The organism is Fuscovulum ytuae, from assembly GCF_029953595.1.
Classification (GTDB): domain Bacteria; phylum Pseudomonadota; class Alphaproteobacteria; order Rhodobacterales; family Rhodobacteraceae; genus Paragemmobacter; species Paragemmobacter ytuae.
On the sequence record NZ_CP124535.1, the window covers coordinates 1,953,290 to 1,976,018 of the forward strand.

19 protein-coding genes are annotated in these 22,729 nt (G+C 63.0%); 5 read left to right on the forward strand and 14 right to left on the reverse strand.

The features are described 5' to 3' along the window. Positions 1-22: 22 nt before the first annotated feature. The 7 genes from QF092_RS09410 to bcoG form a co-directional block, all read right to left on the reverse strand. A complete protein-coding gene (locus QF092_RS09410) occupies positions 23-826 on the reverse strand; it encodes a carnitinyl-CoA dehydratase (RefSeq protein ID WP_281463642.1) in 804 nt (267 codons plus the stop codon). Then, positions 823-2,820 (reverse strand): acetate--CoA ligase family protein, encoded by a 1,998-nt coding sequence (locus tag QF092_RS09415; protein ID WP_281463643.1) that lies wholly within the window; start codon positions 2,818-2,820, stop codon positions 823-825. The genes QF092_RS09410 and QF092_RS09415 overlap by 4 nt, the downstream gene beginning before the upstream one ends. A gap of 263 nt (positions 2,821-3,083) precedes the next feature. After that, positions 3,084-4,247, reverse strand: a complete 1,164-nt coding sequence (locus QF092_RS09420; RefSeq protein ID WP_281463644.1) for an acyl-CoA dehydrogenase family protein — start codon at positions 4,245-4,247, stop codon at positions 3,084-3,086. Between the two features lie 11 nt (positions 4,248-4,258). Further along, entirely contained in the window at positions 4,259-5,014 is a 756-nt protein-coding gene (locus QF092_RS09425; RefSeq protein WP_281463645.1) for an SDR family oxidoreductase, read from the reverse strand. Beyond that, positions 5,011-6,468 (reverse strand): carnitine 3-dehydrogenase, encoded by a 1,458-nt coding sequence (locus QF092_RS09430; RefSeq protein WP_281463646.1) that lies wholly within the window; start codon positions 6,466-6,468, stop codon positions 5,011-5,013. The genes QF092_RS09425 and QF092_RS09430 overlap by 4 nt, the downstream gene beginning before the upstream one ends. A 14-nt stretch (positions 6,469-6,482) precedes the next feature. Continuing rightward, a complete protein-coding gene (locus QF092_RS09435; protein ID WP_281463647.1) occupies positions 6,483-6,926 on the reverse strand; it encodes a hypothetical protein in 444 nt (147 codons plus the stop codon). Position 6,927: 1 nt separating this feature from the next. Continuing rightward, a complete protein-coding gene (gene bcoG / locus QF092_RS09440) occupies positions 6,928-7,842 on the reverse strand; it encodes a 3-dehydrocarnitine:acetyl-CoA trimethylamine transferase BcoG (RefSeq protein ID WP_281463648.1) in 915 nt (304 codons plus the stop codon). A gap of 72 nt (positions 7,843-7,914) precedes the next feature. Between bcoG and QF092_RS09445 the strand changes: the two genes are divergently transcribed. Then, positions 7,915-8,922, forward strand: coding sequence for a GlxA family transcriptional regulator (locus tag QF092_RS09445; protein WP_281463649.1), 1,008 nt, complete (start codon positions 7,915-7,917; stop codon positions 8,920-8,922). A 235-nt stretch (positions 8,923-9,157) separates the two neighbouring features. On the opposite strand, the gene QF092_RS09450 is transcribed toward QF092_RS09445, so the two are convergent. Further along, the gene (locus QF092_RS09450) at positions 9,158-10,243 is read right to left on the reverse strand and encodes a hypothetical protein (protein WP_281463651.1); all 1,086 of its coding nucleotides are present in this window, start codon (positions 10,241-10,243) and stop codon (positions 9,158-9,160) included. 24 nt (positions 10,244-10,267) lie between these two features. After that, on the reverse strand, positions 10,268-11,314 hold the full coding sequence (trpS, locus tag QF092_RS09455) for a tryptophan--tRNA ligase (RefSeq protein ID WP_281463652.1): 1,047 nt from the start codon (positions 11,312-11,314) through the stop codon (positions 10,268-10,270). A 97-nt stretch (positions 11,315-11,411) separates the two neighbouring features. Between trpS and QF092_RS09460 the strand changes: the two genes are divergently transcribed. Next, positions 11,412-12,095 carry a rhomboid family intramembrane serine protease gene (locus QF092_RS09460; RefSeq protein WP_281463653.1) on the forward strand — a complete coding sequence of 228 codons (684 nt, stop codon included), beginning with the start codon at positions 11,412-11,414 and terminating at the stop codon, positions 12,093-12,095. Here QF092_RS09460 and murJ read toward each other — a convergent pair. The 3 genes from murJ to QF092_RS09475 all read right to left on the reverse strand — a co-directional run bounded on the left by murJ (position 12,086) and on the right by QF092_RS09475 (position 17,636). After that, positions 12,086-13,630, reverse strand: coding sequence for a murein biosynthesis integral membrane protein MurJ (murJ, locus tag QF092_RS09465; protein WP_281463655.1), 1,545 nt, complete (start codon positions 13,628-13,630; stop codon positions 12,086-12,088). The genes QF092_RS09460 and murJ overlap by 10 nt on opposite strands. A gap of 3 nt (positions 13,631-13,633) precedes the next feature. Next, a complete protein-coding gene (locus QF092_RS09470; RefSeq protein WP_281469877.1) occupies positions 13,634-16,408 on the reverse strand; it encodes a [protein-PII] uridylyltransferase in 2,775 nt (924 codons plus the stop codon). A 70-nt stretch (positions 16,409-16,478) separates the two neighbouring features. After that, positions 16,479-17,636, reverse strand: coding sequence for a penicillin-binding protein activator (locus QF092_RS09475; RefSeq protein WP_281463656.1), 1,158 nt, complete (start codon positions 17,634-17,636; stop codon positions 16,479-16,481). Positions 17,637-17,776: 140 nt separating this feature from the next. On the opposite strand from QF092_RS09475, the gene rsmI reads away from it, so the two are divergent. The 3 genes from rsmI (at position 17,777) to gshB (ending at position 20,222) form a co-directional block, all read left to right on the forward strand. Next, positions 17,777-18,652 (forward strand): 16S rRNA (cytidine(1402)-2'-O)-methyltransferase, encoded by an 876-nt coding sequence (gene rsmI / locus QF092_RS09480; RefSeq protein ID WP_281463657.1) that lies wholly within the window; start codon positions 17,777-17,779, stop codon positions 18,650-18,652. A gap of 149 nt (positions 18,653-18,801) precedes the next feature. Then, positions 18,802-19,143 (forward strand): YraN family protein, encoded by a 342-nt coding sequence (locus QF092_RS09485; RefSeq protein WP_281469879.1) that lies wholly within the window; start codon positions 18,802-18,804, stop codon positions 19,141-19,143. Between the two features lie 134 nt (positions 19,144-19,277). Next, on the forward strand, positions 19,278-20,222 hold the full coding sequence (gene gshB, locus QF092_RS09490; RefSeq protein ID WP_281463659.1) for a glutathione synthase: 945 nt from the start codon (positions 19,278-19,280) through the stop codon (positions 20,220-20,222). A gap of 30 nt (positions 20,223-20,252) precedes the next feature. Here gshB and QF092_RS09495 read toward each other — a convergent pair whose 3' ends face one another. Both QF092_RS09495 and QF092_RS09500 read right to left on the reverse strand, forming a co-directional pair. Next, positions 20,253-21,767: a YifB family Mg chelatase-like AAA ATPase gene (locus tag QF092_RS09495; RefSeq protein ID WP_281463660.1), complete on the reverse strand. Its 1,515-nt coding sequence runs from the start codon at positions 21,765-21,767 to the stop codon at positions 20,253-20,255. A 44-nt stretch (positions 21,768-21,811) separates the two neighbouring features. Further along, on the reverse strand, positions 21,812-22,684 hold the full coding sequence (locus QF092_RS09500; RefSeq protein ID WP_281463661.1) for a glutathione S-transferase N-terminal domain-containing protein: 873 nt from the start codon (positions 22,682-22,684) through the stop codon (positions 21,812-21,814). Positions 22,685-22,729 lie beyond the last annotated feature (45 nt).

Genomic DNA, 22,729 nt, shown 5'->3' on the forward strand with positions numbered 1-22,729 from the left:
ACAGTTTTGCGTCGTTTCCGTATCAACGCCCCTTCCAGACGGGATCGCGCTTCTCGGCAAAGGCGCGGGCACCTTCTAGCTGATCCTCGCTTGAGTAAAGCTTGTCCACCGTCGCCAATTGCCGCTTGGTGATCCGGTTGAGCGCATCTTGGAAGCGCATCGCCTCGGCTTCGCGCACCACCTCTTTAATTGCGGCGTAGACCAGCGGGGGACCACTTTCCAAAAGCCGCGCCAATTCCCAAGCCTTGGGCAAAAGATCCTCGGTCGTGGTGATTTCTTTCAGAATGCCCCAGCGAAGCGCTTCTTCGGCATCGAACCAACGCCCGGTCAAAAGCAGATCCATCGCCACATGATAGGGTATCCGCTTCGGCAGTTTGATCGAGGCCGCATCCGCCACTGTGCCAGACCGAATTTCCGGCAAGGCGAAGGTTGCATTGCCTGACGCCAGAATAAGATCGCAGGAGAGCGCAAGTTCTAACCCACCCCCGCAACATATTCCGTTGACGGCACAGATCACAGGCTTGTTCAGGTTCGGCAATTCCTGCAAGCCGCCGAAGCCACCCACGCCATAATCGCCATCCACCGCATCGCCATCGGCGGCGGCCTTCAGATCCCAGCCGGGGCAGAAGAATTTCTCGCCTTCCGCGCGCAGGATCGCCACGCGCAGGCTGTCGTCGTCTCGGAAGTCGCGGAAGACAAGGCCCATGATCCGGCTGGTGGCCAGATCGATCGCATTGGCCTTGGGCCGATCCAAAGTGACCTCAAGGATAGCACCCTCGCGCCGTGTCCGGATCGGGCCTTCAACCCGCATCTGCATGCCGCTCATTCCGTTTCCTCCCAGATGACCGCATCCACCGCGACGGCATCGCTGGCCGTCAGCATGAGCGGGTTGATCTCAATCTCTTCCAGTGTCGGGGTCGACCGCATCAGGTCTTGCAGCGCCATGACCGCTCTAATCGCCGCCGCCACCGCCGCCTTGGGCCGCCCACGATAGCCATCAAGCAGCGGCCAGAGCCGTAGACCACGCAGGGCTTGCGCAACCGCATCCTCTGTCACGGGCAAAACGAGGGTTACCGTATCGGCCAAAACTTCTGCCGTAACCCCGCCAAAACCCAAAGTTACCGTCGCGCCATAGACGGGGTCGCGGCGCAGTCCGACCAGCAATTCGGCCACGACGCCCGTCACCATCTCTTCGGCAAGATAGCCCTGCGCCCCCGCCATTTCGGCCTGACCGTCCAGCGTCACAAGGCCCAAACGCACCGCACCTGCCTCGGTCTTATGTGCAAAACCAAGCCCTTTAAGCGCGAGCGGAGCGGTCAGCCCTGCCGCCTTGGCAGCCAATTCCAGCAGAGTTGGCGCGGTAGCAGAGCGCGGAACGGCCACCCCAGCGCCCGCGATGAGGGCCTTGGACGACCCCTCATCGCGCATCTGCAATCTGCGGCCGCCCATTGCGGGCCATGGGCGCCACCCCCCCCGGTTCGGACCGGTTTGCGCAGCCTTGATAGCACCCAAAGCAGTTTCCAGACCCATCATTGGCACGACATTTGGCGCGGCCATCTTAACCGCCAAGGCCTCATCAAAATTCTCGGGCAGAGAGGCCACGGCAAAGGCGGGCTTGCCCGTGTTTTGCGACGCCGCCACAACGGCATCCAAGGCGGGCTGAAAACTAGACGGGTCGCAGCGGTCGGGGCGGGGCGGGTCGATGATGAAGATGCCAGCATCATAGCCTGCCAGCATAGTTGTGAAGACATCCGTTGTGCGCGGCCCGTCACCCCAGATGAACGTATGATAATCCAAGGGATTGGAGATGAAGACGATCGGGCCAAGGATTTCGCTCAGCCGCTGCCTTTGAGCATCCGACGGTGGCGGGAAGTCCACGCCGAAAGGCGCAGCCAGGTCGGCCACCAGCCCCGCCTCGCCACCGGAGCAGGAAAGCGAGCAAAGACGCGGGCCGATCTGTGGGCCACAATGGTGGAAGATTTTAAGCGTTTCGATCAGTTCGGCAGGGGTCGCCACCTCAGCCACACCGCAGGCCCGCAGGAAAGCAGAGGAAGCAGCCCCCCCGCCTGCAAGCGAAGCTGTATGCGACGCAGCGGCGGTGCGAGACAGTTCCGTCTTGCCGGACTTGATACAGACAATCCCCTTGCCTGCCGCCCGCGCGCGTTCGGCCAGATCGGCGAAGGCCGTAGCATCGTCGATGCCTTCAACATACATGCCCAGCGCCGTCACCCGCTCATCGGACAAGAGCGCATCCGCAAGCTCAGCCAGACCCACCTGCGCGGCATTGCCAAGGCAGGCGACATAGGCCACGGGCAGCCCGCGCGCCTGCATCGTCAGGTTGATGACAATGTTGGAGGATTGGGACAGAAGAGCCACCCCGCGATCCACCCGCACCCCGCCATGCTGATCCGGCCAAAGGAGCGCGCCGTCGAGATAGTTGATCACGCCGTAGCAATTGGGGCCAAGGATCGGCATGTCGCCTGCCGCCTGTACGAGGCGGGCCTGAAGATCGGCCTCTCCCGCCTCTTCCCAGCCCGAAGCAAAGCAAGTTGCCCCCCCTGCCCCCATCGCCGCCAGTTCCGCCACCACATCCAGCGTGGCATGTCGGTTGACCCCAATAAAGGTGGCATCAGGGGCATGCGGCAAATCGGCAAGACTGCGGTAGCAGGGCACCCCAGAGATCTGATCACGCGTCGGATGAACGGGCCAAACCGGGCCGTCGAAACCCATCTTGGCGCATTGTTCCACGACATTCGCAGCCCAGCCAGAGCCAAGCACGGCGATGGAACGCGGGCGCAGAAGGCGGCGAAGGTCCGTCATGTCCAATCCCGGGCGCGGGTGGACAGACCCGGGGTGGCGTCGCCCCCCGGACCCCCAGAAGATACTTGCAGACAGAAAATCGAAAAACCCGGCCCACCGAAGGCGAGCGAGGTGCCATTTCCTGTCACGGTCATCGGCGTCCCCGCCTTTACCATGCTTCCAGATTGACGCCAAAAGATTGAGAAAGGATGAAGCGAACCCTGCATTTTCTGTCCAAAATATCCTCTGGGGGTCCGGGGGGCAAAGCGCCCCCGGGGGTGCCGTCAGGCGCCGAAGGCTCTCAGCATTTGCCTACTGATGATATGGCGTTGGATTTCCGAGGTGCCTTCCCAGATCCTCTCTACCCGCGCGTCGCGCCAGATGCGTTCCAGTGGCAGGTCATCCATCAGGCCCATGCCGCCGTGGATCTGGATCGCCTCATCCGCAATGAAGGCCAGTACTTCGGTGGCCTTGAGCTTGGCCATGCTCATGTCGGCCTCGGTCACGGTGCCTTGGTCGAACTTCCAAGCGGCTTCCCATGTCAAAAGCTCGGCCGCCTTCAACTCCATCGCCATATCCGCAAGCTTGAAGCTTATACCTTGGAACTTGCCAATCTGTTGGCCGAATTGCTGGCGTTCCGCTGCATATTGCACGGCATGGGCCAGCGCGCGCTCAGCGCGGCCAAGGCAGGTGGCGGCAACTTGCAGGCGCGTGGCACCAAGCCAAGTATTCGCGACCTCGAACCCTTTATGCACTTCGCCAAGGATTTGGCTTTTCGGGATGCGGCAATTATCGAATTCGAGGATGGCGTTGGTATAGCCCCGGTGGCTGACATTGCGATAGCCGTCGCGGACCGTGAAGCCGGGGGTGCCTTTATCGACGAAGAACGCAGTGATCAGCTTTTTCTTGCCGCGTGGGGTGTCTTCTTCGCCGCTGGCCATGAAGCAGATGGTAAAATCGGCCAGATCCGCATGGCTGATGAAATGCTTGGTGCCGTTCAGCACCCAATCATCGCCATCTGGCCGCGCGCTGGCCTTCATGCCGCGCAGGTCGGACCCGGCGCCGGGTTCCGTCATGGCAAGGCAATCCCATTTCTCGCCGCGGATGCAGGGATAGAGGTATTTCTGACGCTGCTCTTCCGTCCCGGCCAGAAGGATGTTCGAGGGGCGTGCGACGCAGGTCCAGTGCAGGGCGTAATTTGCCTTGCCCAGTTCCTTTTCATAAAGCAGCCAAGAGAGGGTATCGAGGCCCGCGCCCCCCACCTCGGCCGGCATATTGGCGGCATAAAGGCCTGCCTGCATGGCCTTGGCCTGAATTTGCTTGATCAGGTCCATGCGGAGATGGCCCGTGCGTTCCACCTCTATCTCATGGGGGTAAAGCTCGTTCTCGACAAAGCTGCGCGTCGTGTCGACGATCATCTGCTGTTCTTCGGTCAGCCCGAATTGCATGGCGATTTCCCTTACGGATCAACGTTGTAGGTCATGCCGTCGACGGCAAGCGCCTGCCCAGACACCATTTTTGCCCCGTCCGAGGCAAGGAACAGCGCCATGGCGGCAACATCTTCAGGATCGGTTAACTGCTTCATCGCGGTGCCGCTGGCATAGCCTTGGCGGACGGCATCGGGCGTCATGCCCTTGGCTGCCGCCTCTGCCTCGATCACACGGTCGATGCGGGGGCCGTTGACCGATCCGGGGCAGATCGCATTGGCCCGGATGCCGTGTGGGCCAAGTTCCATAGCCACCGTTTTCATCAGGCCGATCACACCCCATTTCGCAGCAACATAGGGCGCGCGGAAGGGCGTGCCGTAAAGGCCGGAGGTGGATGAGGTGAAGATCATCACACCGCTTCTTGCCGGCTTCATCATCCGCGCTGCGTGTTTTGCCGCGATCATCGCGCCATCGAGGTTTACGGCAAGGCAAGCGTGCCATTGGGCAAGGTCCATATCCTCGATCCCGGCGGTCGGCCCCTTGATCCCGGCATTGGCGCAGAGCACGTCAAGCCCACCCCAATCGTCGGCAATTGCAGCAAAAAGGGTGATCATCGCTGCTTCGTCCGAGGCATCGCAGCACGTCGCGCGGATCCCGCTCGGCACGGCGGCCACGGCGGCGGCGTCCACATCCGTAACCCAGACTCGGTCGCCAGCATCAGCAAAGGCCTGCGCCATGACCAGCCCTATCCCGTTCGCTCCGGCCGTGATCAGAACGCGGCGTGTCATTTCTTCTGCCCCACGAAGCGGCCCGCCGCTTCCGGTCGCGGCAGGGCCTTGTGCGCATCGGCGATGGGCAGCAGGCGGTCAAGGATTTCGGCGGGCGCGGCGCAGGTCTTGCCCGCCTTCATGTCGACATGCAGCAGAATCTGTTCCAGCGTGGCCACGGCCTCGCCGTTCTTCAGAATGCGGAGGAAGATGTGCAGCCGCTTCTCATCGGCATGGATCACCTGCACTGTTCCTGTCAGGGCATCGCCCAGCTTTGCCTCGCCCAGATGCATGATGTGGGTCTCAGCGGTGTAATAGCTGAACCCCGTGCCGACATAGGCGATATCCGCCCCAATATAGCGCAGGAAGGCGTCCGAGGTTTCCGATGCCGCGAAGAGATACCGGCTTTCGGTCATATGCCCGTTATAGTCGATCCAGCCCGGCAGGACATGCATTCGCGCCATTTCCATCGGCTGGGCGTGATCGGGCGAAGGGTCGGGCATCGCCTGACGGCGGCGGGCGTCATGATCCAGCAGAACCTTGCCCGCCCCCCAATTCCTTTCTTTCAAAACGCGCAGAAAGCCGATCAGGTTCTGGTCGCGGATGCGTTCCAATTCCCTGATCGAATGATGGCCCGATTGCGCGTCGGATTGGCCTGCTATCAGGTCGACGAGTTCGTCGTTGAATTCCGGCACATCCATTAGCTTGGTCCAAGGCCAGGTGAGGCAGGGGCCGAATTGGGCCATGAAATGCTTCATCCCCGCCTCGCCGCCCGCGATGCGATATGTCTCAAACAGGCCCATCTGGCCCCAGCGCAGGCCAAAGCCCATGCGGATGGCTTCGTCGATCTCTTCCGTCGTGGCGATGCCGTCCTTCACAAGCCAGAGCGCCTCGCGCCAGACAGCCTCGAGGAAGCGGTCAGCGATGTGGGCGTCGATTTCCTTGCGGATATGCAGAGGGAACATCCCGATCTCGCGCAGTGTTTCCTTGGCGCCTTCGATCAGGGCAGGGTCCGACTTGGCGGAGGGCACGATTTCGGCAAGCGGCAAGAGGTAGACCGGGTTGAACGGATGCGCGACGAAGATCGTGGCGGGGTTCGCCGCGTTCTCTTGCAGCTCCGAAGGCTTGAACCCTGAAGTGGAGGAGCCGATGGGGGTATCCGGCGCAACCTGCTGAATTTGGGCAAAGACGCGGTGCTTCAGGTCGAGCCGTTCGGAGACGGATTCTTGGATATAGTCTGCGCCCTCGACCGCCTCGGTGATCGTGGCAGCAAAGGTCAGTTTGCCTTCGGGTGGCATCGGGCCATCCGACAGAGCGGGCAGCGCGCGCTTGGCATTGGCGATCACCTCGCCCACCTTGCGGGGGGCTTCCGGATCGGGGTCAAAGACCGCCACATCCCAGCCGTTAAGCAGGAAGCGCGCGGCCCAGCCGCCGCCGATAACCCCGCCCCCAATGATGCCCGCCTTGCGCGCCATTTCCGTCTTCTCCCTTAAATGGCCCAGATCAGGACCAATAGCAGAAGGGCGATCACCACCGCCCCGATCTTTGTGGTGCCGGACAGGTCAAGCCCGGCCCCCGCGCCTTGGCGTTGCGGCAAATCGGTGCCACGCCCTTTGCCAGCCGGATTTTCCTTGGCCGCCAGTCGCATCGCCTCATCCGAAAAGGCGACCGTTATGGCCGCCCCCGGCAAGGCCTGATGCGGCAGTGACGTGGGCACCGCACCTAAGCGGGTGGCAAAGCTTTCGACCGTCACCTCACCCTGACGCAGGGATTGTGCCTCTTCCGGCGTCACCTGTACCTGCATCGCCTGCACGAGACTTTTTAGAAGAAAACCCGTCTCAAGCGGTTCCAGCACCCATCCCTGACCCAGAGGGATCACTTTGCCCGCAGCCAAAAGGGCGTGTGGCGGGGGGATGGGGCTGACCTTTTCCACCCTATTTCGGCAAGGGCGCGCGCTTTTCCAGCTTTAGCCGGGCGCGCACTTCTGCGGGGGTTATGACGCGGGCCCCCATGTTTTCAACGATCGTCGCCGCGCGTTCCACAAGCTGCGCGTTGGTGGCAAGCACCCCCTTGTCGAGCCAGAGGTTGTCTTCAAGCCCCACCCTGACGTTGCCACCAGACAGCACCGCCGCCGCGACATAGGCCATTTGGTTGCGGCCAAGGCTGAAGGCTGAATAGTGCCACCCTTGGGGAACGTTGTTCACCATCGCCATAAAGGTGTTCAGGTCATCCGGCGCGCCCCACGGCACGCCCATGCAAAGCTGTACGAGGACGGGTTCAGGGATCACGCCTTCCTTCACCAGTTCCTTGGCAAGCCAGAGATGGCCCGTGTCAAACGCCTCAATCTCGATCCGCACGCCGGCCGCCGTCATGCGACGCGCCATGTCACGCAGCATGCCGGGCGTGTTGACCATGACGTAATCGGCTTCGTTGAAATTCATCGTGCCGCAGTCAAGCGTGCAAATTTCGGGACGGCATTCCACCACATGGGCCACCCGTTCCGTGGCGCCTGCCATATCAGACCGAGGGCCGATGCGGCCCATATCCTCGGTTCCTTCGAAATAGATATCACCACCCATGCCTGCGGTCAGGTTTAAGACCACGTCCGTGTCAGAATCCCGAATGCGTTCAGTGACTTCGCGATAAAGCGCAGGGTCGCGGGCGGGCTTGCCGGTTTCGGGGTCGCGGACATGGCAATGCACCACAGCGGCACCCGCCTTGGCCGCCGCGATGGCGCTTTCGGCGATCTGCTTGGGGCTGCGCGGCACATGCGGGCTGCGGTCCTGCGTGCCCCCCGATCCAGTGACGGCACAGGTGATGAAAACCTCGCGGTTCATGGCGAGCGGCATGGCGGTCCTCCCTTATCTTCGCGCCACATTACCCGCCTTGCACCGCAATGCTTTGCTCTTTACGCAATAGCTATGGCTGAAAACGTCAACATTTTCCTTCCATCCCGCGCGCCGCTGACCATGGCGGTCCTGGTGCTGCCGCATGCCTCGATCCTTGAGGTGGCGTCAGTACTTGATCCAATGCGGGCGGCGAACCGGCATCTGGGGCAAGAGGCCTTTCGCTGGCGCGTTGTGTCGCCGGATGGGCGGCCCGTTCCGTTGACTTGCGGGATTGAATTGCCCTCGGCTGGTCCTTTGGCCTCGGCCGAGGGGGCGGATGTGCTGATGGTGATCGTTGGATACAGGCAAGCCGAGGTGGCGACACCCCCTTTCCTTCAGGCACTACGGCGGATGGCACCGCGCTTTCGGCTGATCGCCGGGGTGGATGCGGGGGCTTGGGTCATGGCGCGGGCGGGGCTTCTGGACGGCTATCGCGCGACTGTCCATTGGGAAGATCTTGAGGATTTCGCAGCGACCTTCCCCCAAATGGAGTGTCTGCCGGACCGCTATGTCATCGACCGAAACCGCGTGACGGTGGGGGGGGCCGCCCCTGCACAAGACCTGATGCTGCACCTGATCGGGGCGCGGCATGGGGCGCCTTTGGCACGGCAGGTGGCGGCCTCGTTCCTGACCACACAGCGCGCGGGACAGGAACCGCAAGTGGCACCGCCCGCACGCGATCTGCGGCTGGACGGTCGGGTGGCACAGGCCATCGCGCGGATGGAGGCGCGGATCGATGATCCCGAACCCATGGCCCGTATTGCCCGCGCCGTTGGGTTAAGTCCGCGGCGGATGGAAAGCCTTTTTCATCAATATCTTGGCGAAAGTCCGGGGGCCTATGCGATGGGTCTAAGACTGCAAGCTGCACGGCGCATGGTAACCGATACGCGCCATCCTTTGGCCGAAGTGGCGCTGAGGACAGGGTTTTCATCCCCGTCAACCTTGAGCCGGGCCTTCAGTCGGCGGTTCGGGATGGCGCCTTCGGCCTTGCGCAGGGGGCAAGGGCTTGCGAACGCAGTATTTATTTCCCCAAAGGTGTGAAAACGGTTGTGCCCTGTTTTGTGCCGCCTTCTGTGCAGCAATCTGTGGGCACGCAGCGTACGGTGACGAGGCGTTAACCAATTGCGCAGAAAGTCCTTTTGGACGGGCGTCGAGCACAGGCTTTCTTCACCCTTTCAGACGCATCCTGCATTTAATGATCGATGGTTAGGCGTCCCTCTTGCGGCGGAGGGGCGGGTGGAGATGGTGATTGAGTATTTGGGCCAAGATGAAAGGGCTATGGGCCTTGCTCTTCCCCCCGCGCGGCAGCCCGGCGCAGGACGGCGAACAGGCGGGTTTGCAACGCATTGCCCAACAGGATGGAGATGGAGAGGAGAAGCGTCACCAACCCGCCCACCAATGCATAGCCGATCCCCGTGACGCGGACCGTGGCGCGCAGGAGACGGGCCTTGCCCAAGATCTCGGCCTTGGCAAGGATGCGGGGGCCAAGCGCCTCGGTCGCGTTGGCAAGGCGGCGCGCCTCCGTCGCGTCGTCAATCCGCGACAGAAGATGGAGCGCGGTGGTCGTGTCTGTGGTCTTGCGGATGCGGTCCAGATCGGCAGCGATGCTGACCAGCGGCGCAAAGGCATCTGCGCGCAGGGTAAGGGCAACATCATCAAGGCTGCGGGCGCGGCGCAGCGCGATCCAATCCACCCCATCGGTCGCGGCGCGGGTGACCAGGGACGTCAGACGGGGCGAAAGGCGGCCCATGCCCCGGGCCAGCTTGATCCCCGAAGCGCCAAGCTTTGCCGCCGCCGAAGTCCCGCCACTGGCTACGACTGTAGCGGTCGCTCCCAGCCCCACGATGGACAGGGCAATGGCGATGCGATCCACCTCTTCGCCCGCCATATAGTCGATCCCGCCATCAAGGATTGTGGCCAGATCGCCAATCGGGGTCAGCATGATGGGCGCTTGGCACATCAGGAAGTTCGACAGGGTGCAGGCGGCGGGGTCGAGCGTGCAGGCCGCGCAATTCGCGGCATTCGCCCAGAAGCCCGAATCCTCGGCCCAAGCGGCGGCGTATGCGGCCTGCACATCGGACGGCAAGGGTTGGCCCAGATCGGCAGCAAGGTCATGCAGCGCTTGCAGCACCACCCAATCGCGACGGGTCGCTGCGAGGTGATCCGTGATGCGATCCGGGATGGTGCCGGGGGCAAGACGGGCGAGGGTGGCCTCGGTAGCGGCCGTGATCTCGGCCGCCGTGGCATCGCGAAGGGGGGTGAGGTTCGGGTCAAGCGCGATACGTGCCGACGCAAGCGCCGTCAGGGCAAAAGACCCCACCAGCGCCAAGGTCAGGGCATATCGCGTCCAGCGTCGGAACATCCACCCCCCATGGCCCGTTTCCCGTCAGTCACGCCGCGATCGGATCATCCCGATGATATCATAAACCTGGTCGACGATGGGGCGCGCGATGGCATCGGCGCGGGCCGCGCCTTGACCAAGGATCCGATCAATCTCGGCCGGGTCCTGCATCAGGCGGTTCATTTCCAGCGTGATCGGTTCAAGCTTTGCCACAGCCAGATCGGCCAAGGCGGGCTTGAAGGTGCCGAATTGTGCACCGGCATAATCACGGATCACCTGTTCCACAGAATGCCCCGCCAGCGCGGCATAGATATTGACCAGATTACGCGCCTCGGGCCGATCCTTCAGCCCGTCAAGAGTGTCGGGCAAAGGTTCGGGGTCGGTCTTGGCCTTGCGGATTTTCTTCGCAATCGTGTCGGCATCATCGGTCAGGTTGATACGCGACTGATCGGATGGATCGGATTTCGACATCTTCTTGGTGCCGTCGCGCAAAGACATCACGCGCGTTGCAGCCCCCTCGATGACGGGTTCGACCACCGGGAAGAAGGTCACCCCATAGTCATTGTTGAACTTGATGGCGATGTCGCGGGTCAGTTCAAGGTGCTGCTTCTGATCCTCGCCCACAGGGACATGGGTCGCCTTATAGGCAAGGATATCGGCGGCCATCAGCGACGGATAGGCAAAGAGGCCAAGGGAAACATTCTCGCTGTTCTTCCCGGCCTTGTCCTTGAACTGGGTCATCCTGCTCATCCAGCCCATGCGGGCGATGCAGTTGAAGATCCAGCCCAGTTCGACATGGGCCGTGACTTGCGACTGGTTGAACAGGATGGACCGCGCGGGGTCGATCCCGGCGGCGATGAAGGCGGCGGCCCCTTCGCGGGTCTGCTGGCGCAGTTTTTCGGGATCCTGCCAGACGGTGATCGCGTGCATGTCGACCATGCAGTAGATCGTTTCGATCCCTTCTTCCTGCTTTTCGACAAACCGCTTGAGCGCGCCGAGATAATTGCCGAGGGTCAGCCCTCCCGAAGGCTGTATCCCCGAAAAGATGCGGGTCGGAAAGGAAGCCTGAGGCGTTTGGACCGGCTCGGCCATGATATCGCTCCGTCTGGAAAAGGTCGCGGTTTCCGCTTAACGATGCGGCGACGGGGCGTCAATCGACGCCCGCCCCCGATCGATGAGTATAGGCCCGATGCAGGACCGCAATGCCCCGCCGTTGAACCCGTTGCCCGCAATCGTCTGGGTGCTGGCCTTACCGATCATCGCGATGGAAGTGGTGGTCGGACTTGGCGAAGCCGGGATCCTTGGCGGGATCGATGGAGCGGGCTGGCGCTTGCAGGCGTTGGAGCGGTTCGTGTTTTCGCCCCCTCTGATGGAGGCGATGATGGCGCGGGGGGAATATCCCCCTCAGCAGGTGATGCGTCTGGTGACCTATCCCTTTGTCCATGGATCGACGACGCATGCGCTCTTCGTCGTGGTTATCCTTCTGGCCTTGGGAAAGATGGTCGGCGAGGTGTTCCGCTGGTGGGCCGTTCTGGTGGTCTTTTTTGGCGCGGCACTGGCGGGAGCCTTTGCCTATATGCTGGTGCCGGGAAATTCCGCCCCGCTGTTTGGGGGTTATCCCGCGACTTATGGGTTGATCGGCGGGTTCACCTTTCTGCTTTGGGTCAATCTGGCAGCCGTAGGGGCGAACAAGTACCGCGCCTTCAGCCTGATCGGGTTCCTTTTGGCGATCCAGTTGCTTTTCGGACTGCTGTTCGGGGGCGGCTACGAATGGGTGGCGGATGTGTCGGGGTTCGTCGCAGGGTTCCTGCTATCGTTCTTGGTGAGCCCGGGCGGCTGGGGCCGGGTCTTGGACAAGATCCGTCAGCGCTGACGGCGCAGCGCAGATTTGAGATCCGCTGGCCGAATCGCGCCAAGTCCAAGGGCGGCGAGGGCGTAACTGGACATGCCAAGCACAACCAAAAGGGCCAAGGCGACGTAGCGCCAGCCTTCGGTGCCAAGCATTGGGCCGAGCAGGACCATAGCGAACCAGAGCACGCCGCCCATCAGGCAGGACGCAATCAGGATGCGGGGCAAACGCTGGCGGAAGCGGGTGTCGAACCGCGCCTCGTCACCCATCTTGCGGGTGCCAAGCCAAAGCTGCAGGACCATGATCCAACCGGAAAGGGTGGTCGCAAGGGCGGCTGCAGAAAAGCCGATCACGGGCAGCAGCCCCACCGCGATGGCGGCATTCACGATCATCGACCAGACGGCAAAGCGGAAAGGGCTGCGGGTGTCCTCGCGGGCGTAGTAAAGCGGCTGAAACACCTTGTGCAGCACGAAGGCGGGCAGGCCCGCGCCGTAAATGGCCAGTGCAAGGGCGGTCGCCGCCGCATCATCGGGGCCAAAGGCACCGCGCTGGTAAAGAACCGTGCAGAGCGGCAGCGCGATCACCACAAGCGCGACCGCGGCGGGGATTGTCAGGAAAAGCGCGAATTCTGTACCACGGTTGAAGGAGGCCCGCCCCCCTTCGGCATCCCCGGCCCGCAAGCGGCGGGAGAGATCAGGCAAAAGGACGGTTCCCACCGCGATGGCCACCACGCCCAGCGGGAGTTGGTAAAGCCGATCTGCGTAGGAAAGCCAAGCCACCGCACCCTCGGTGAAAGAGGCGACCTGACGGCCGACGAGCAGATTGACCTGCACCACCCCCCCCGCCAAAACAGCGGGCGCGGCGATCACCGCAAGCCGCCGCAGATCGGGCGTCAGGCGCGGCAGACCCGGGGCAAAGCGGAAGCCCGCGCGATGGGCAGAAACCCAAGTGAACGCCAGTTGCGCGATACCCGTGAGCGGCACGGTCCAGGCCAAGGTCAGCCCCATATCCCAACCCGCACGGTCGGCGATCAGCATTGCGGCGATGAACATCAGGTTCATCAGGACGGGCACGAAACTGGCCTCGGTAAAGCGGCCAAAGGCGTTCAGAACCCCCGAAAGCAAGGCCACGAGCGAGATGAACAGGATATAGACAAAGGAGATACGCCCAAAAAGCACGGCAAGGTCAAAGCGTTCATCCCCCACGAAGCCAGAGGCCATCAGCCAGACCAGCCAAGGCATCGCAACCGTGCCAATCACGGAAAAGACAATCAGCACGGTGGCCAAACCGTTGAAGGCGTCACGGGCGAACCCGGCCGCATCTTCGCCGCCTTCCAGCTTTTTCGAAAACATCGGCACGAAGGCCATGTTGAAGGCCCCTTCCGCGAAAAAGCGGCGGAACATGTTCGGCAGCGAGAAGGCCACGAGGAAGGCCTCGGCCACCGGGCCCGCGCCAAGATAGGCGGCCATCATCACGTCGCGGGCAAAACCCGCACCGCGCGACAGGAGTGTCCATCCCCCGACGGTGATGATGGAGCGGATCAAACGGATAGGCTGCATTCCCTACCCCTGCGCCCGTTCCGCGCCTTCGGCTATGGCCTGACGCAGTTTCTTTTCCAGCGCCTCTTGCTTGGACTTGGCGTGGAGCTTGAGGCCGAACATGTCTTTCACATAGAAACTGTCCACCACCTGCGCGCCGAAAGTCGCGATGACGGCAGAGGCTATGTAGATGTTATTGTTGGCCAATGTCCGGGTCAGATCGTAAAGAAGGCCGGGCCGATCGCGGGTATCCACCTCGATGATCGTGTAGATGTCAGACCCTTCATTGTCGAAGGTGATATGGGTCGGGAAGCGGAATTCGCGTTCGCGTTTCTTGACCTTGTCGCGGTCCTTCAAGGCGTCACGGGCGACCACCTCTCCATTGAGCGTCTTGCGGATCATCTGGCTCAGGCGCGGCAGGCGGGCGACTTCGTAGGGTTTGCCCTCGCTGTCCTGCACCCAGAAGACGGCGGTCGCATAGCCATCCTTGGAGGTGTAGGTCCGCGCGTCCACCACATTGGCCCCGACCAGAGCCAAGGCCCCCGCAAGGCGCGAAAAGATGCCGGGGTGATCGGCCAGCGCGAAGCAGGCCCGCGTGGCATCTCGGCCATCGTCGGGATGCAGGTCGATACGGATCTCGCTATCGGGAAGATCCTTCAGAAGCCGGGCGAAGACGACATGGGTGTCGGTCGAAAGCCCCTGCCAATAGGGGGCGTAATGGCGCCCCGCCTCGCGCCGCAGATCGGCAGCGGACCATTCGGCCAGCCGTTCGCGCATAGCACGTTTCGCCTCATCTTCGCGGTTTTCGCGGTTGAGGGATTCAAGACCGCCTTCCAACGCCTCTGCCGTCTGGCCGAACAGGGACCGCAGGAGCATGGCTTTCCAGTTGTTCCATGTTCCGGGGCCGACACCCCGAATATCGCAAACCGTCAGGACGGTAAGCAGATCAAGCCGCCTGCGCGTCTTCACCGCCTTGGCGAAATCGCGCACCGTGCGCGGGTCGCCCAGATCGCGCTTTTGCGCCGTGTCAGACATCAAAAGGTGATAGCGGACCAACCATTCGACCGTTTCGGTTTCATCCTGCGTCAGGCCAAGGCGGGCGCAGACGCGGCGGGCGATCTGCGCGCCAAGGATGGAATGGTCTTCGGGTCGCCCTTTGCCGATATCGTGCAGGAACAGCGCGACATAAAGGATTTTGCGGTTCACCCCTGCCTTGAGGATGCTGGAAGCGACCGGCAGCTCTTCCAGAAGCTCTTCCCGTTCGATCTGCGCGAGGACCGAGATGCATTGGATGATATGTTCGTCCACCGTGTAGTGATGGTAGACGTTGAACTGCATCATCGCGACGATGGGTTCGAATTCGGGAATGAACGCCGCGAGTACGCCCAATTCGTTCATCCGCCGTAGGGCGCGTTCCGGGTTGCCGTGTTTCAGGAGAAGATCAAGGAAGATGCGGACCGCCTCGGGGTCGGATTGCATGTCTTCGTCGATCAGGTCGAGATGGGTCGTGATCTGGCGCATCACATTGGGATGCAGCAGGTATCCGGTGCGCAGCGCCTCTTCGAAGACGCGCAGGATATTGAGCTTGTCGGCGAAGAAGCGGCGTGGATCGACAAGATCAAGCCGCCCCTGCACCAGCTTGTAGCCCGCCTTCACCCGTTTCGTCCGCTTGAAAAGGCCGAAAAGGCTGGCCTCTGGTTTGGCGTGGCGGGCCTCAAGTTCCGTCAGGAAGACGCGGGTCAGTTCGCCCACGCGGGTGGCGTGACGGAAATAGTCCTGCATGAAATGTTCGACGGCCCGACGACCGCCCTTGTCGGCATAGCCCATGCGTGCGGCCACCTCGACCTGAAGGTCGAAGGTGAGCTGATCCATCGCCCGCCCGGAAATCAGGTGCAGATGGCAGCGCACGGCCCAGAGAAAATCTTCGGCACGGGTGAAGATGTCATATTCATCGCGAGTCAGAAGCCCCGCCGCGACAAGCCCCTCTGCCGAGGAAACCCGGTTTAGGTATTTGCCGATCCAATACAGCGTTTGCAGATCGCGCAGGCCGCCCTTCCCCTCTTTCACGTTGGGTTCAAGGACATAGCGCTGCCCGCCTTGGCGACGGTGACGGTCGGCGCGTTCTTTCAGCTTGGCATCGATGAATTCGGGACCGGTGTTGCGGAAGAGGTCGCCCCAAAGCCTGTCGCCCAGATCAAGGGCGAGGGGTTCGAACCCGGCGATGAAGCGATGCTCCAGCAGGGCCGTGCGGATCGTGATGTCTTCACGTCCAAGGCGAAGGCAATCCCTAACCGTGCGCGACGCATGGCCGACCTTCAGCTTCAGGTCCCACAGGATGTAGAGCATGGATTCGATCACTGACTCGGCCCAGGGCGTGATCTTCCACGGCGTCAGGAACAGCAGGTCCACATCGGAATGCGGGGCCATTTCGGCCCGGCCAAACCCACCCACGGCAAGGACGGCCATCCGCTCTGCCTCGGTCGGGTTGGCCAAAGGGTGAAGGTGGTGTCGGGCGATGTCAAAGGCGGTTGCGACAAGGATATCGGTCAGATGCGCCTGCGCGCGGATCATGGCGCGGGCGTCATGCGGGCGGGTCGAAAAGGCGGCGGCAAGGGCCGCGTTGCCCTGCGCGCGCGCATCAGACAGGTGGCGCACGGCGATGGCACGGGCCGCGCGGGGATCTGCGGCGGCGGGCAGATCGGCAAGGATCGCCGCGCGCAGGGTGGCGGCGTCGATGATCTGCGCCACTGGCAGGATCAGGCCACTCGGGGCATCGGGGAAGAACCGGTCCGTCTGCATGCGTTCGCTCTGCGTCGAACCGGATCGGGCCGTAGGGGCCTTGGTCATGATCTGGGGCTGCGTGCGGTTGTCAGAACCCGGCCCCGCCAAAGCTGCGCGGGGCAGGATCGATGACAGTGACGGTGTTGTTCTGGATACGTGCGACGGCCAGCCCGCGTTCATTCGTGCCATTGGCCAGCAGGCGGAAGACGCCGTTCACGCCGGCGAAACCCGCCCCCTGCGTAAGCGAGGCCCGATCCAGACCACGGCCCTGTTTGGCCAAGGCACCAATGGCGGCGATGCCGTCATAAGCTATCGCCGACACGGGATGCGGCTGTTCGCCGAAGGTGGATTGGTAGCGCGCCTGATACTGCCCGAACAGCCCGGGATCGGGCATTGCGAAGATACCCCCCTGCACCCCCGGCAGGGCAAGTGTCGCGGCCGGAATGTCCCAGCGCGTCAGGCCAACATATTGGGTGATCGTGGGATCAACCCCGTTTTCCGACAACAGCTGCGTCACGAGCGGCAGGGCGCCGGCCGTGTCGGCCGTCAGGAAGACGGCCTGCGCGCCCGAAGATTTCGCTTGGGCTGCAAGTTGCGGGATCGCCTGCACGATGCCGTTTTGCGAAAATTCGTAACTGCCCGTCGCCACCACGCTGCCCCCTGCGGCGGCAACACCGGCCTGAATGGCCGTGCGCCCGGCTTCGCCTTGCGCGTTGCGGTCATGAATGATCATGACCTGCGATTTGCCCGCGCGCACGGCATAGCTGGCCAGACGACGCGCGGTGTTGTCGAAGGTGGGGCCAAGGACGAAGACATTGCCACCCGCAATGGCCGGGTTGTTCGAGAATGACAGAACATTCACCCCTGCCGAAGCAACGGCAAGGCCCGCTGCATTCGCCTCTTCTGCGAAGACGGGGCCAAGAATGACCTTTGCGCCTTCCGCAACCGCGCGCGAGGCGGCGGCAGAAGCCTGCGCCGCTTGGCCTGCCGTCGGATAGATGCGCAGATCAATCTGCACTCCGGCCAGATCGCCTATGGCCATGCGCGCCGCATTCTCGATCGACCGGGCAAGAAGTTGGTCGCTTGCCTGCCCAGACCCCGAAGGCACCAACAGAGCGACCTGCACGGGGCCACCCTGTGAGACGGAGGGGCCAGAGGTCGGCTGACAGGCGGCAAGAGCGAGGGCCGAAAGGGCCAAAACGGCCTTGCCCAGCGACTTGCGGGCGGTGCGCAAAACAGAGAACATGCGGTTTCCTCACTCCCTTACCGGCGATGGCAACCCGGAATGGAACGCATCGCCCAAACATCGCTCTGCAGGTTAAGGGGTTCCACTTGGGATGTAAACTTGTCAGGGGGAAGGCGGGCAATGTCAGGAGGGCTTCGGGCATGACTTCGCCGGGAACGGTTTGGGAAAAGCGGGCACTGGCGCGGGGGCTTTATCTGGTGGCCACGCCGATCGGGGCGGCGCGGGATATCACGCTGCGCGCCCTTGATATCCTTGCGTCAGCTGAGGTGCTGGCGGCGGAAGATACACGGACCCTGCGCCATTTGATGGAAATTCACGGCATCCCTCTGGACGGGCGGCCGCTTGTGCCCTGCCACGACCATAATGAAGGGGAGGCGGCGGGCAGGCTGGTGGCGGCAGTTGCCGAGGGGAAGTCGGTCGCCTATGCCAGCGAAGCGGGGACGCCCCTGGTTTCGGATCCGGGCTTTGCACTGGCGCGCGCCATGGTGGCGGCGGATCTGCCAGTGACAGCGGCACCGGGGCCTTCGGCGGTGCTCTGCGCGCTGGCGGTGGCGGGGCTGCCATCGGACCGGTTTCTTTTCGCAGGCTTTCCACCCCCGGCACAGGCGGCACGGCGCGTCTTTCTGGATGGGCTGAAAGCTGTACAGGCGACGCTGGTTTTCTATGAATCACCGCGCCGATTGCCGGCGCTTTTATCCGATCTGGCGGACCGTCTGGGTGGCGCGCGCGATGCCGCAATTTGTCGGGAACTGACCAAGCGCTTCGAAGAGGTGCGGCGCGGACCGCTGGACCAGCTTGCGGCGGACTATGCAGATACACAGGTGAAGGGTGAGGTGGTCGTGCTGGTCAACCGTGCCGCGCCCGAAACGACGGAAACAGCAACATGGGAAGCCGCGCTGGATGAGGCCATGGCGCGGATGAGCGTAAAGGATGCCGCCGCGATGGTGGCCGAGGCCTTCGATCTGCCCAGACGGGATGTGTATCAGGCAGCACTGCGCAAGGGGAAAGGGGATTAGGGGAAAATTCGCTTCTTTGGTTCAGAGTGAGTCGGAAAGAAGGAATGGGGAAGGCGATGGGATTTCAGGCCGATCCGACACAGTTTCACAGTGACCCATTTGGCGGGCGGTGCGGTCGCAGTGGTGACGCGCGGCGGGCGCGCGGTGCCATGGCCTTTAAGGCAGGATTGGCGGCAGAGGATCAGGTCGCCCGTCACTATGGTGATTTGGGTGAAGCTATCTGTGCGCGACGCTGGCGCGGCCGGGCTGGAGAGATCGACTTGATCGCACGCGATGGCGACAAGGTTATCTTCATTGAGGTCAAGCAAAGCCATACGCATGATGATGCGGCGGCGCATCTGGGTCCGCGACAGATGCAGCGCATTTGGGACGCTGCATCGGAATTTCTTGCCGGGGAACCGAAGGGTCAGATGACGGAAGTTCGGCTGGACGTCGCGCTGGTCGATGGCACGGGACGGGTGAAGGTGATCCGCGACGCGTGGATGTGCTGACGGCGCAAGACGCGCGGGGGCGACGTTTGCCCGATCGGGGAGGGTATCTGCGCGCAGGTGCTGTGCGGCGGCGGGCATTTGCATCCGCTGCGCGCTTGCGCCATCAAAGGGCGGCACAGCGCGGAGAGAGAGACATGCCACTGAAGGTCGCCTTCCAGATGGACCCGATTGGTTCGGTGAATATCAATGCCGATTCAAGCTTTCGCATCGCGCTTGAGGCGCAGGTGCGCGGGCATGAGCTGTTTTTCTATACGCCAGACAAGCTGGCTTTTGTCGAAGGCCGGGTGACGGCGCGGGGATTTCCGATCGAATTGCGCCGCGAGGCAGGAAACCATGTGAGCTATGGCCCAGAGGCAGAGGTCGATCTGGCCGAATTCGATGTGGTCTGGTTGCGGCAGGACCCGCCCTTCGACATGGGCTATATCACGACGACGCATCTTCTGGAGATGATCCATCCGTCGACCTTGGTGGTGAATGATCCATTTTGGGTTCGCAATTCGCCCGAAAAGCTGCTGGTGCTGCGTTTTCCTGACCTGACCCCGCCAACGGCGATCGCTCGCGATCTGGCGACGATCCGCGCTTTCAAAGCGCGGCATGGCGATATCATCCTCAAACCGCTTTACGGCAATGGCGGCGCGGGGGTCTTCCGGCTGGACCCGAATGACCGAAACCTTGCCTCGCTGCACGAGCTGTTTACCGGCATGAGCCGCGAGCCGCTGATCGTGCAGAAGTTCCTGCCGGATGTGGCGAAGGGGGACAAGCGGGTGATTCTGGTCGATGGCGAACCCATCGGGGCGATAAATCGCGTGCCGCAGGCGGGTGAGACGCGATCGAACATGCATGTGGGTGGGCGGCCCGAAAAGATTGGGCTGACCGACCGTGATCTGGAGATCTGCGCCCGCATCGGCCCGGTTTTGCGGGAGAAGGGACAGGTTTTCGTCGGCATCGATGTGATCGGCGACTGGCTGACCGAGATCAACGTGACCTCGCCCACCGGGTTGCAGGAGCTGGAGCGGTTCGACGGCACGAATGGCGCGGCCCGCATCTGGGAGGTGATCGAAGCGAAGCGGGCGGGGTGACGGCGGGGATTTTCGAAGGAAAATTCGTCGTCAGCCCTGCGGGCCAAGGACGAGGCGGTAACTGACGGCCTCGGCCAAATGCGGCAGGCGGACATCGGCGCTTGCGTCCAAATCGGCAATGGTGCGGGCGACGCGCAGGATGCGGTGATAGCCGCGCGCGGTCAGGCCGAAACGTTCCGCCGCGCGGGTCAGAAAGGCGCGGCCTTCGGCATCAGGGGTGGCGGTTTCTTCCAGCAAGCGGCCTTCCATATCGGCATTGACGCGCAGGCCGGGATGGGTGGCAAAGCGCTGTGCCTGCAGGGCGCGGGCGGCGGCGACGCGGGCCGCGACGGTGGCGGAGCTTTCGCCCGTGGCAGCAAGGTCGAGGTCCTGCCAAGCGACGGGCGGCACCTCCACCCGCAGGTCGAAGCGATCCATCAGAGGGCCGGAGATGCGGCCCAGATAATCTTCGCCGCAAAGCGGGGCCTTGGTGCAGGCGCGGCCGGGATCGGAGAGATAGCCGCAGCGGCAAGGATTGGCGGCGGCGATCAGAAGGAAGCGGCAAGGATAGCGGACATGGGCATTGGCGCGGGCGACGACCACCTCGCCCGTTTCGATAGGCTGGCGCAGCGTTTCCAGCACGGGGCGCGCGAATTCGGGGAATTCGTCAAGGAAAAGGACACCGTTATGGGCAAGGGAAATCTCGCCCGGTTTAGCGCCTTTGCCACCGCCGACGATGGCGGCCATGGATGCGGTGTGATGGGGTTCACGAAATGGGCGACGGCGCGAAATGCCGCCTTCGGAAATGAGCCCGGCAAGCGAGTGGATCATTGAGGTTTCAAGTGCCTCGGGGGCAGAAAGCGGAGGCAAAAGGCCCGGTAAGCGGGCAGCGAGCATGGATTTGCCCGATCCCGGCGTGCCGACCATCAGCATATGGTGACGCCCCGCCGCCGCAATCTCAAGCGCCCGTTTCGCGCGTTCTTGACCCTTCACCTCAGCCAGATCGCGCGGGAGAGGGCCATCCGTCACTTCGCCCGCCTCGGCCGGGGTCAGCGGGGATTGGCCGGTGTAATGGCGCAGCACCTGATCGAGTGACGCGGCGGCCAGCACCTGCACCGCGCCGACCCATGCCGCTTCGGCGCCGGATGCCTTTGGGCAGAGGAGGGCGCGATCCTCTTCTGCGGCGGCAAGCGCGGCAGGCAGCGCCCCGATCACCGGCAAGAGGCGGCCATCAAGCGACAACTCCCCCAGCGCGACAGTGCGTTCGACACTGTCTTTCGGGATAATCTCCAAGGCGGCCAGCAGCGCGAGCGCGATGGGCAGGTCGAAATGCGCGCCTTCCTTGGGCAGGTCGGCGGGGGCGAGGTTCACGGTGATCCGCCGCGAGGGCAGCGCGATTGACAGAGCGGCCAGCGCGGCGCGCACCCTTTCGCGCGCCTCAGACACGGCCTTGTCGGGAAGGCCTACGATGCCGAAATGCGGCATGCCGGGAGCGACGGCACATTGCACCTCGACCATCCGCGCCTCGACCCCTTCGAAGGCCACTGTGAAGGCCCGTGCCAGCATGCCACCCCCTGCCCTTTCGGCATCAGGGATAGCGCGAGATTGGTTTACGCTTGGTAAAGGGTCATGAAGGCGGGCCAGGCTTCGGGGTCTGCCACCGTCTTGTCGCGGCAGAAGGCGTTGCAAAAGCCAAAGCGGCGGCCATCCAGTTCCAGCGCATGGGTGACGGGTTTGCCGGAATAGGGGCAGAGGCTGTTTTCAGCCTGCGTCCCTTCAACCGCGCGGGCGGGGAGTGGTTTCGGCCCCGGCCAATCGCGGCGGAGATAGTCGCGCCGGTAGAATTCCTGATCCGGGCCATCCACCATCCCCATCGCGCGCCAGCGGCGGAAGGAGGGATGGGCGAGATGCGCCATGACATAGTCCATCGCGGCAGGCGTGACGGGCAGGTTGTAGGTGGCGATGCGCGTGGCGACGGGGGCAAACATGGCATCGGCCACGGAATAGGCCCCGCAAAGCCATGGGGTTGCGCCCCCGATTTCCGACCTTGCCCATGTCCAGATCACGTCAAGGCGGGCCAGATCGGCCAACACTTCGGGGGGCGGCGCGCAGTCGGTATAGCTGACGCGCAGGTTCATCGGGCAGTAGGAGCGGAGGGCCGTGAAGCCTGCATGCATTTCGGCGGCAAGCGCGCGTGCGATGGCGCGGGCCTTCGGGTCCGCAGGCCATAGCCCCGCCTCCGGGTGGCGGGAGGCGAGTTCCTCGGCAATCGCGATGGTTTCGGGAACAACGGCGCCTTCGGGCGTGCGCATTGTTGGCGCGGTGCGGGCGGGGTGAAAGGATTTCAGGAGGTTGGGCAATTCGTTGGTGTAAAGCCGTGCGCGGTGGAGGTTCACCGGAATGCCGAAGGCATCGAAGAAAAGCCATCCCCGCAGGCTCCATGACGAATAGGCGCGGTCGCCGATGACAAGGTCGTAGGTCATGCTGTTCCCCTTTTTTGTGCGACCTTATCCGGGGCGAGCCGCGCA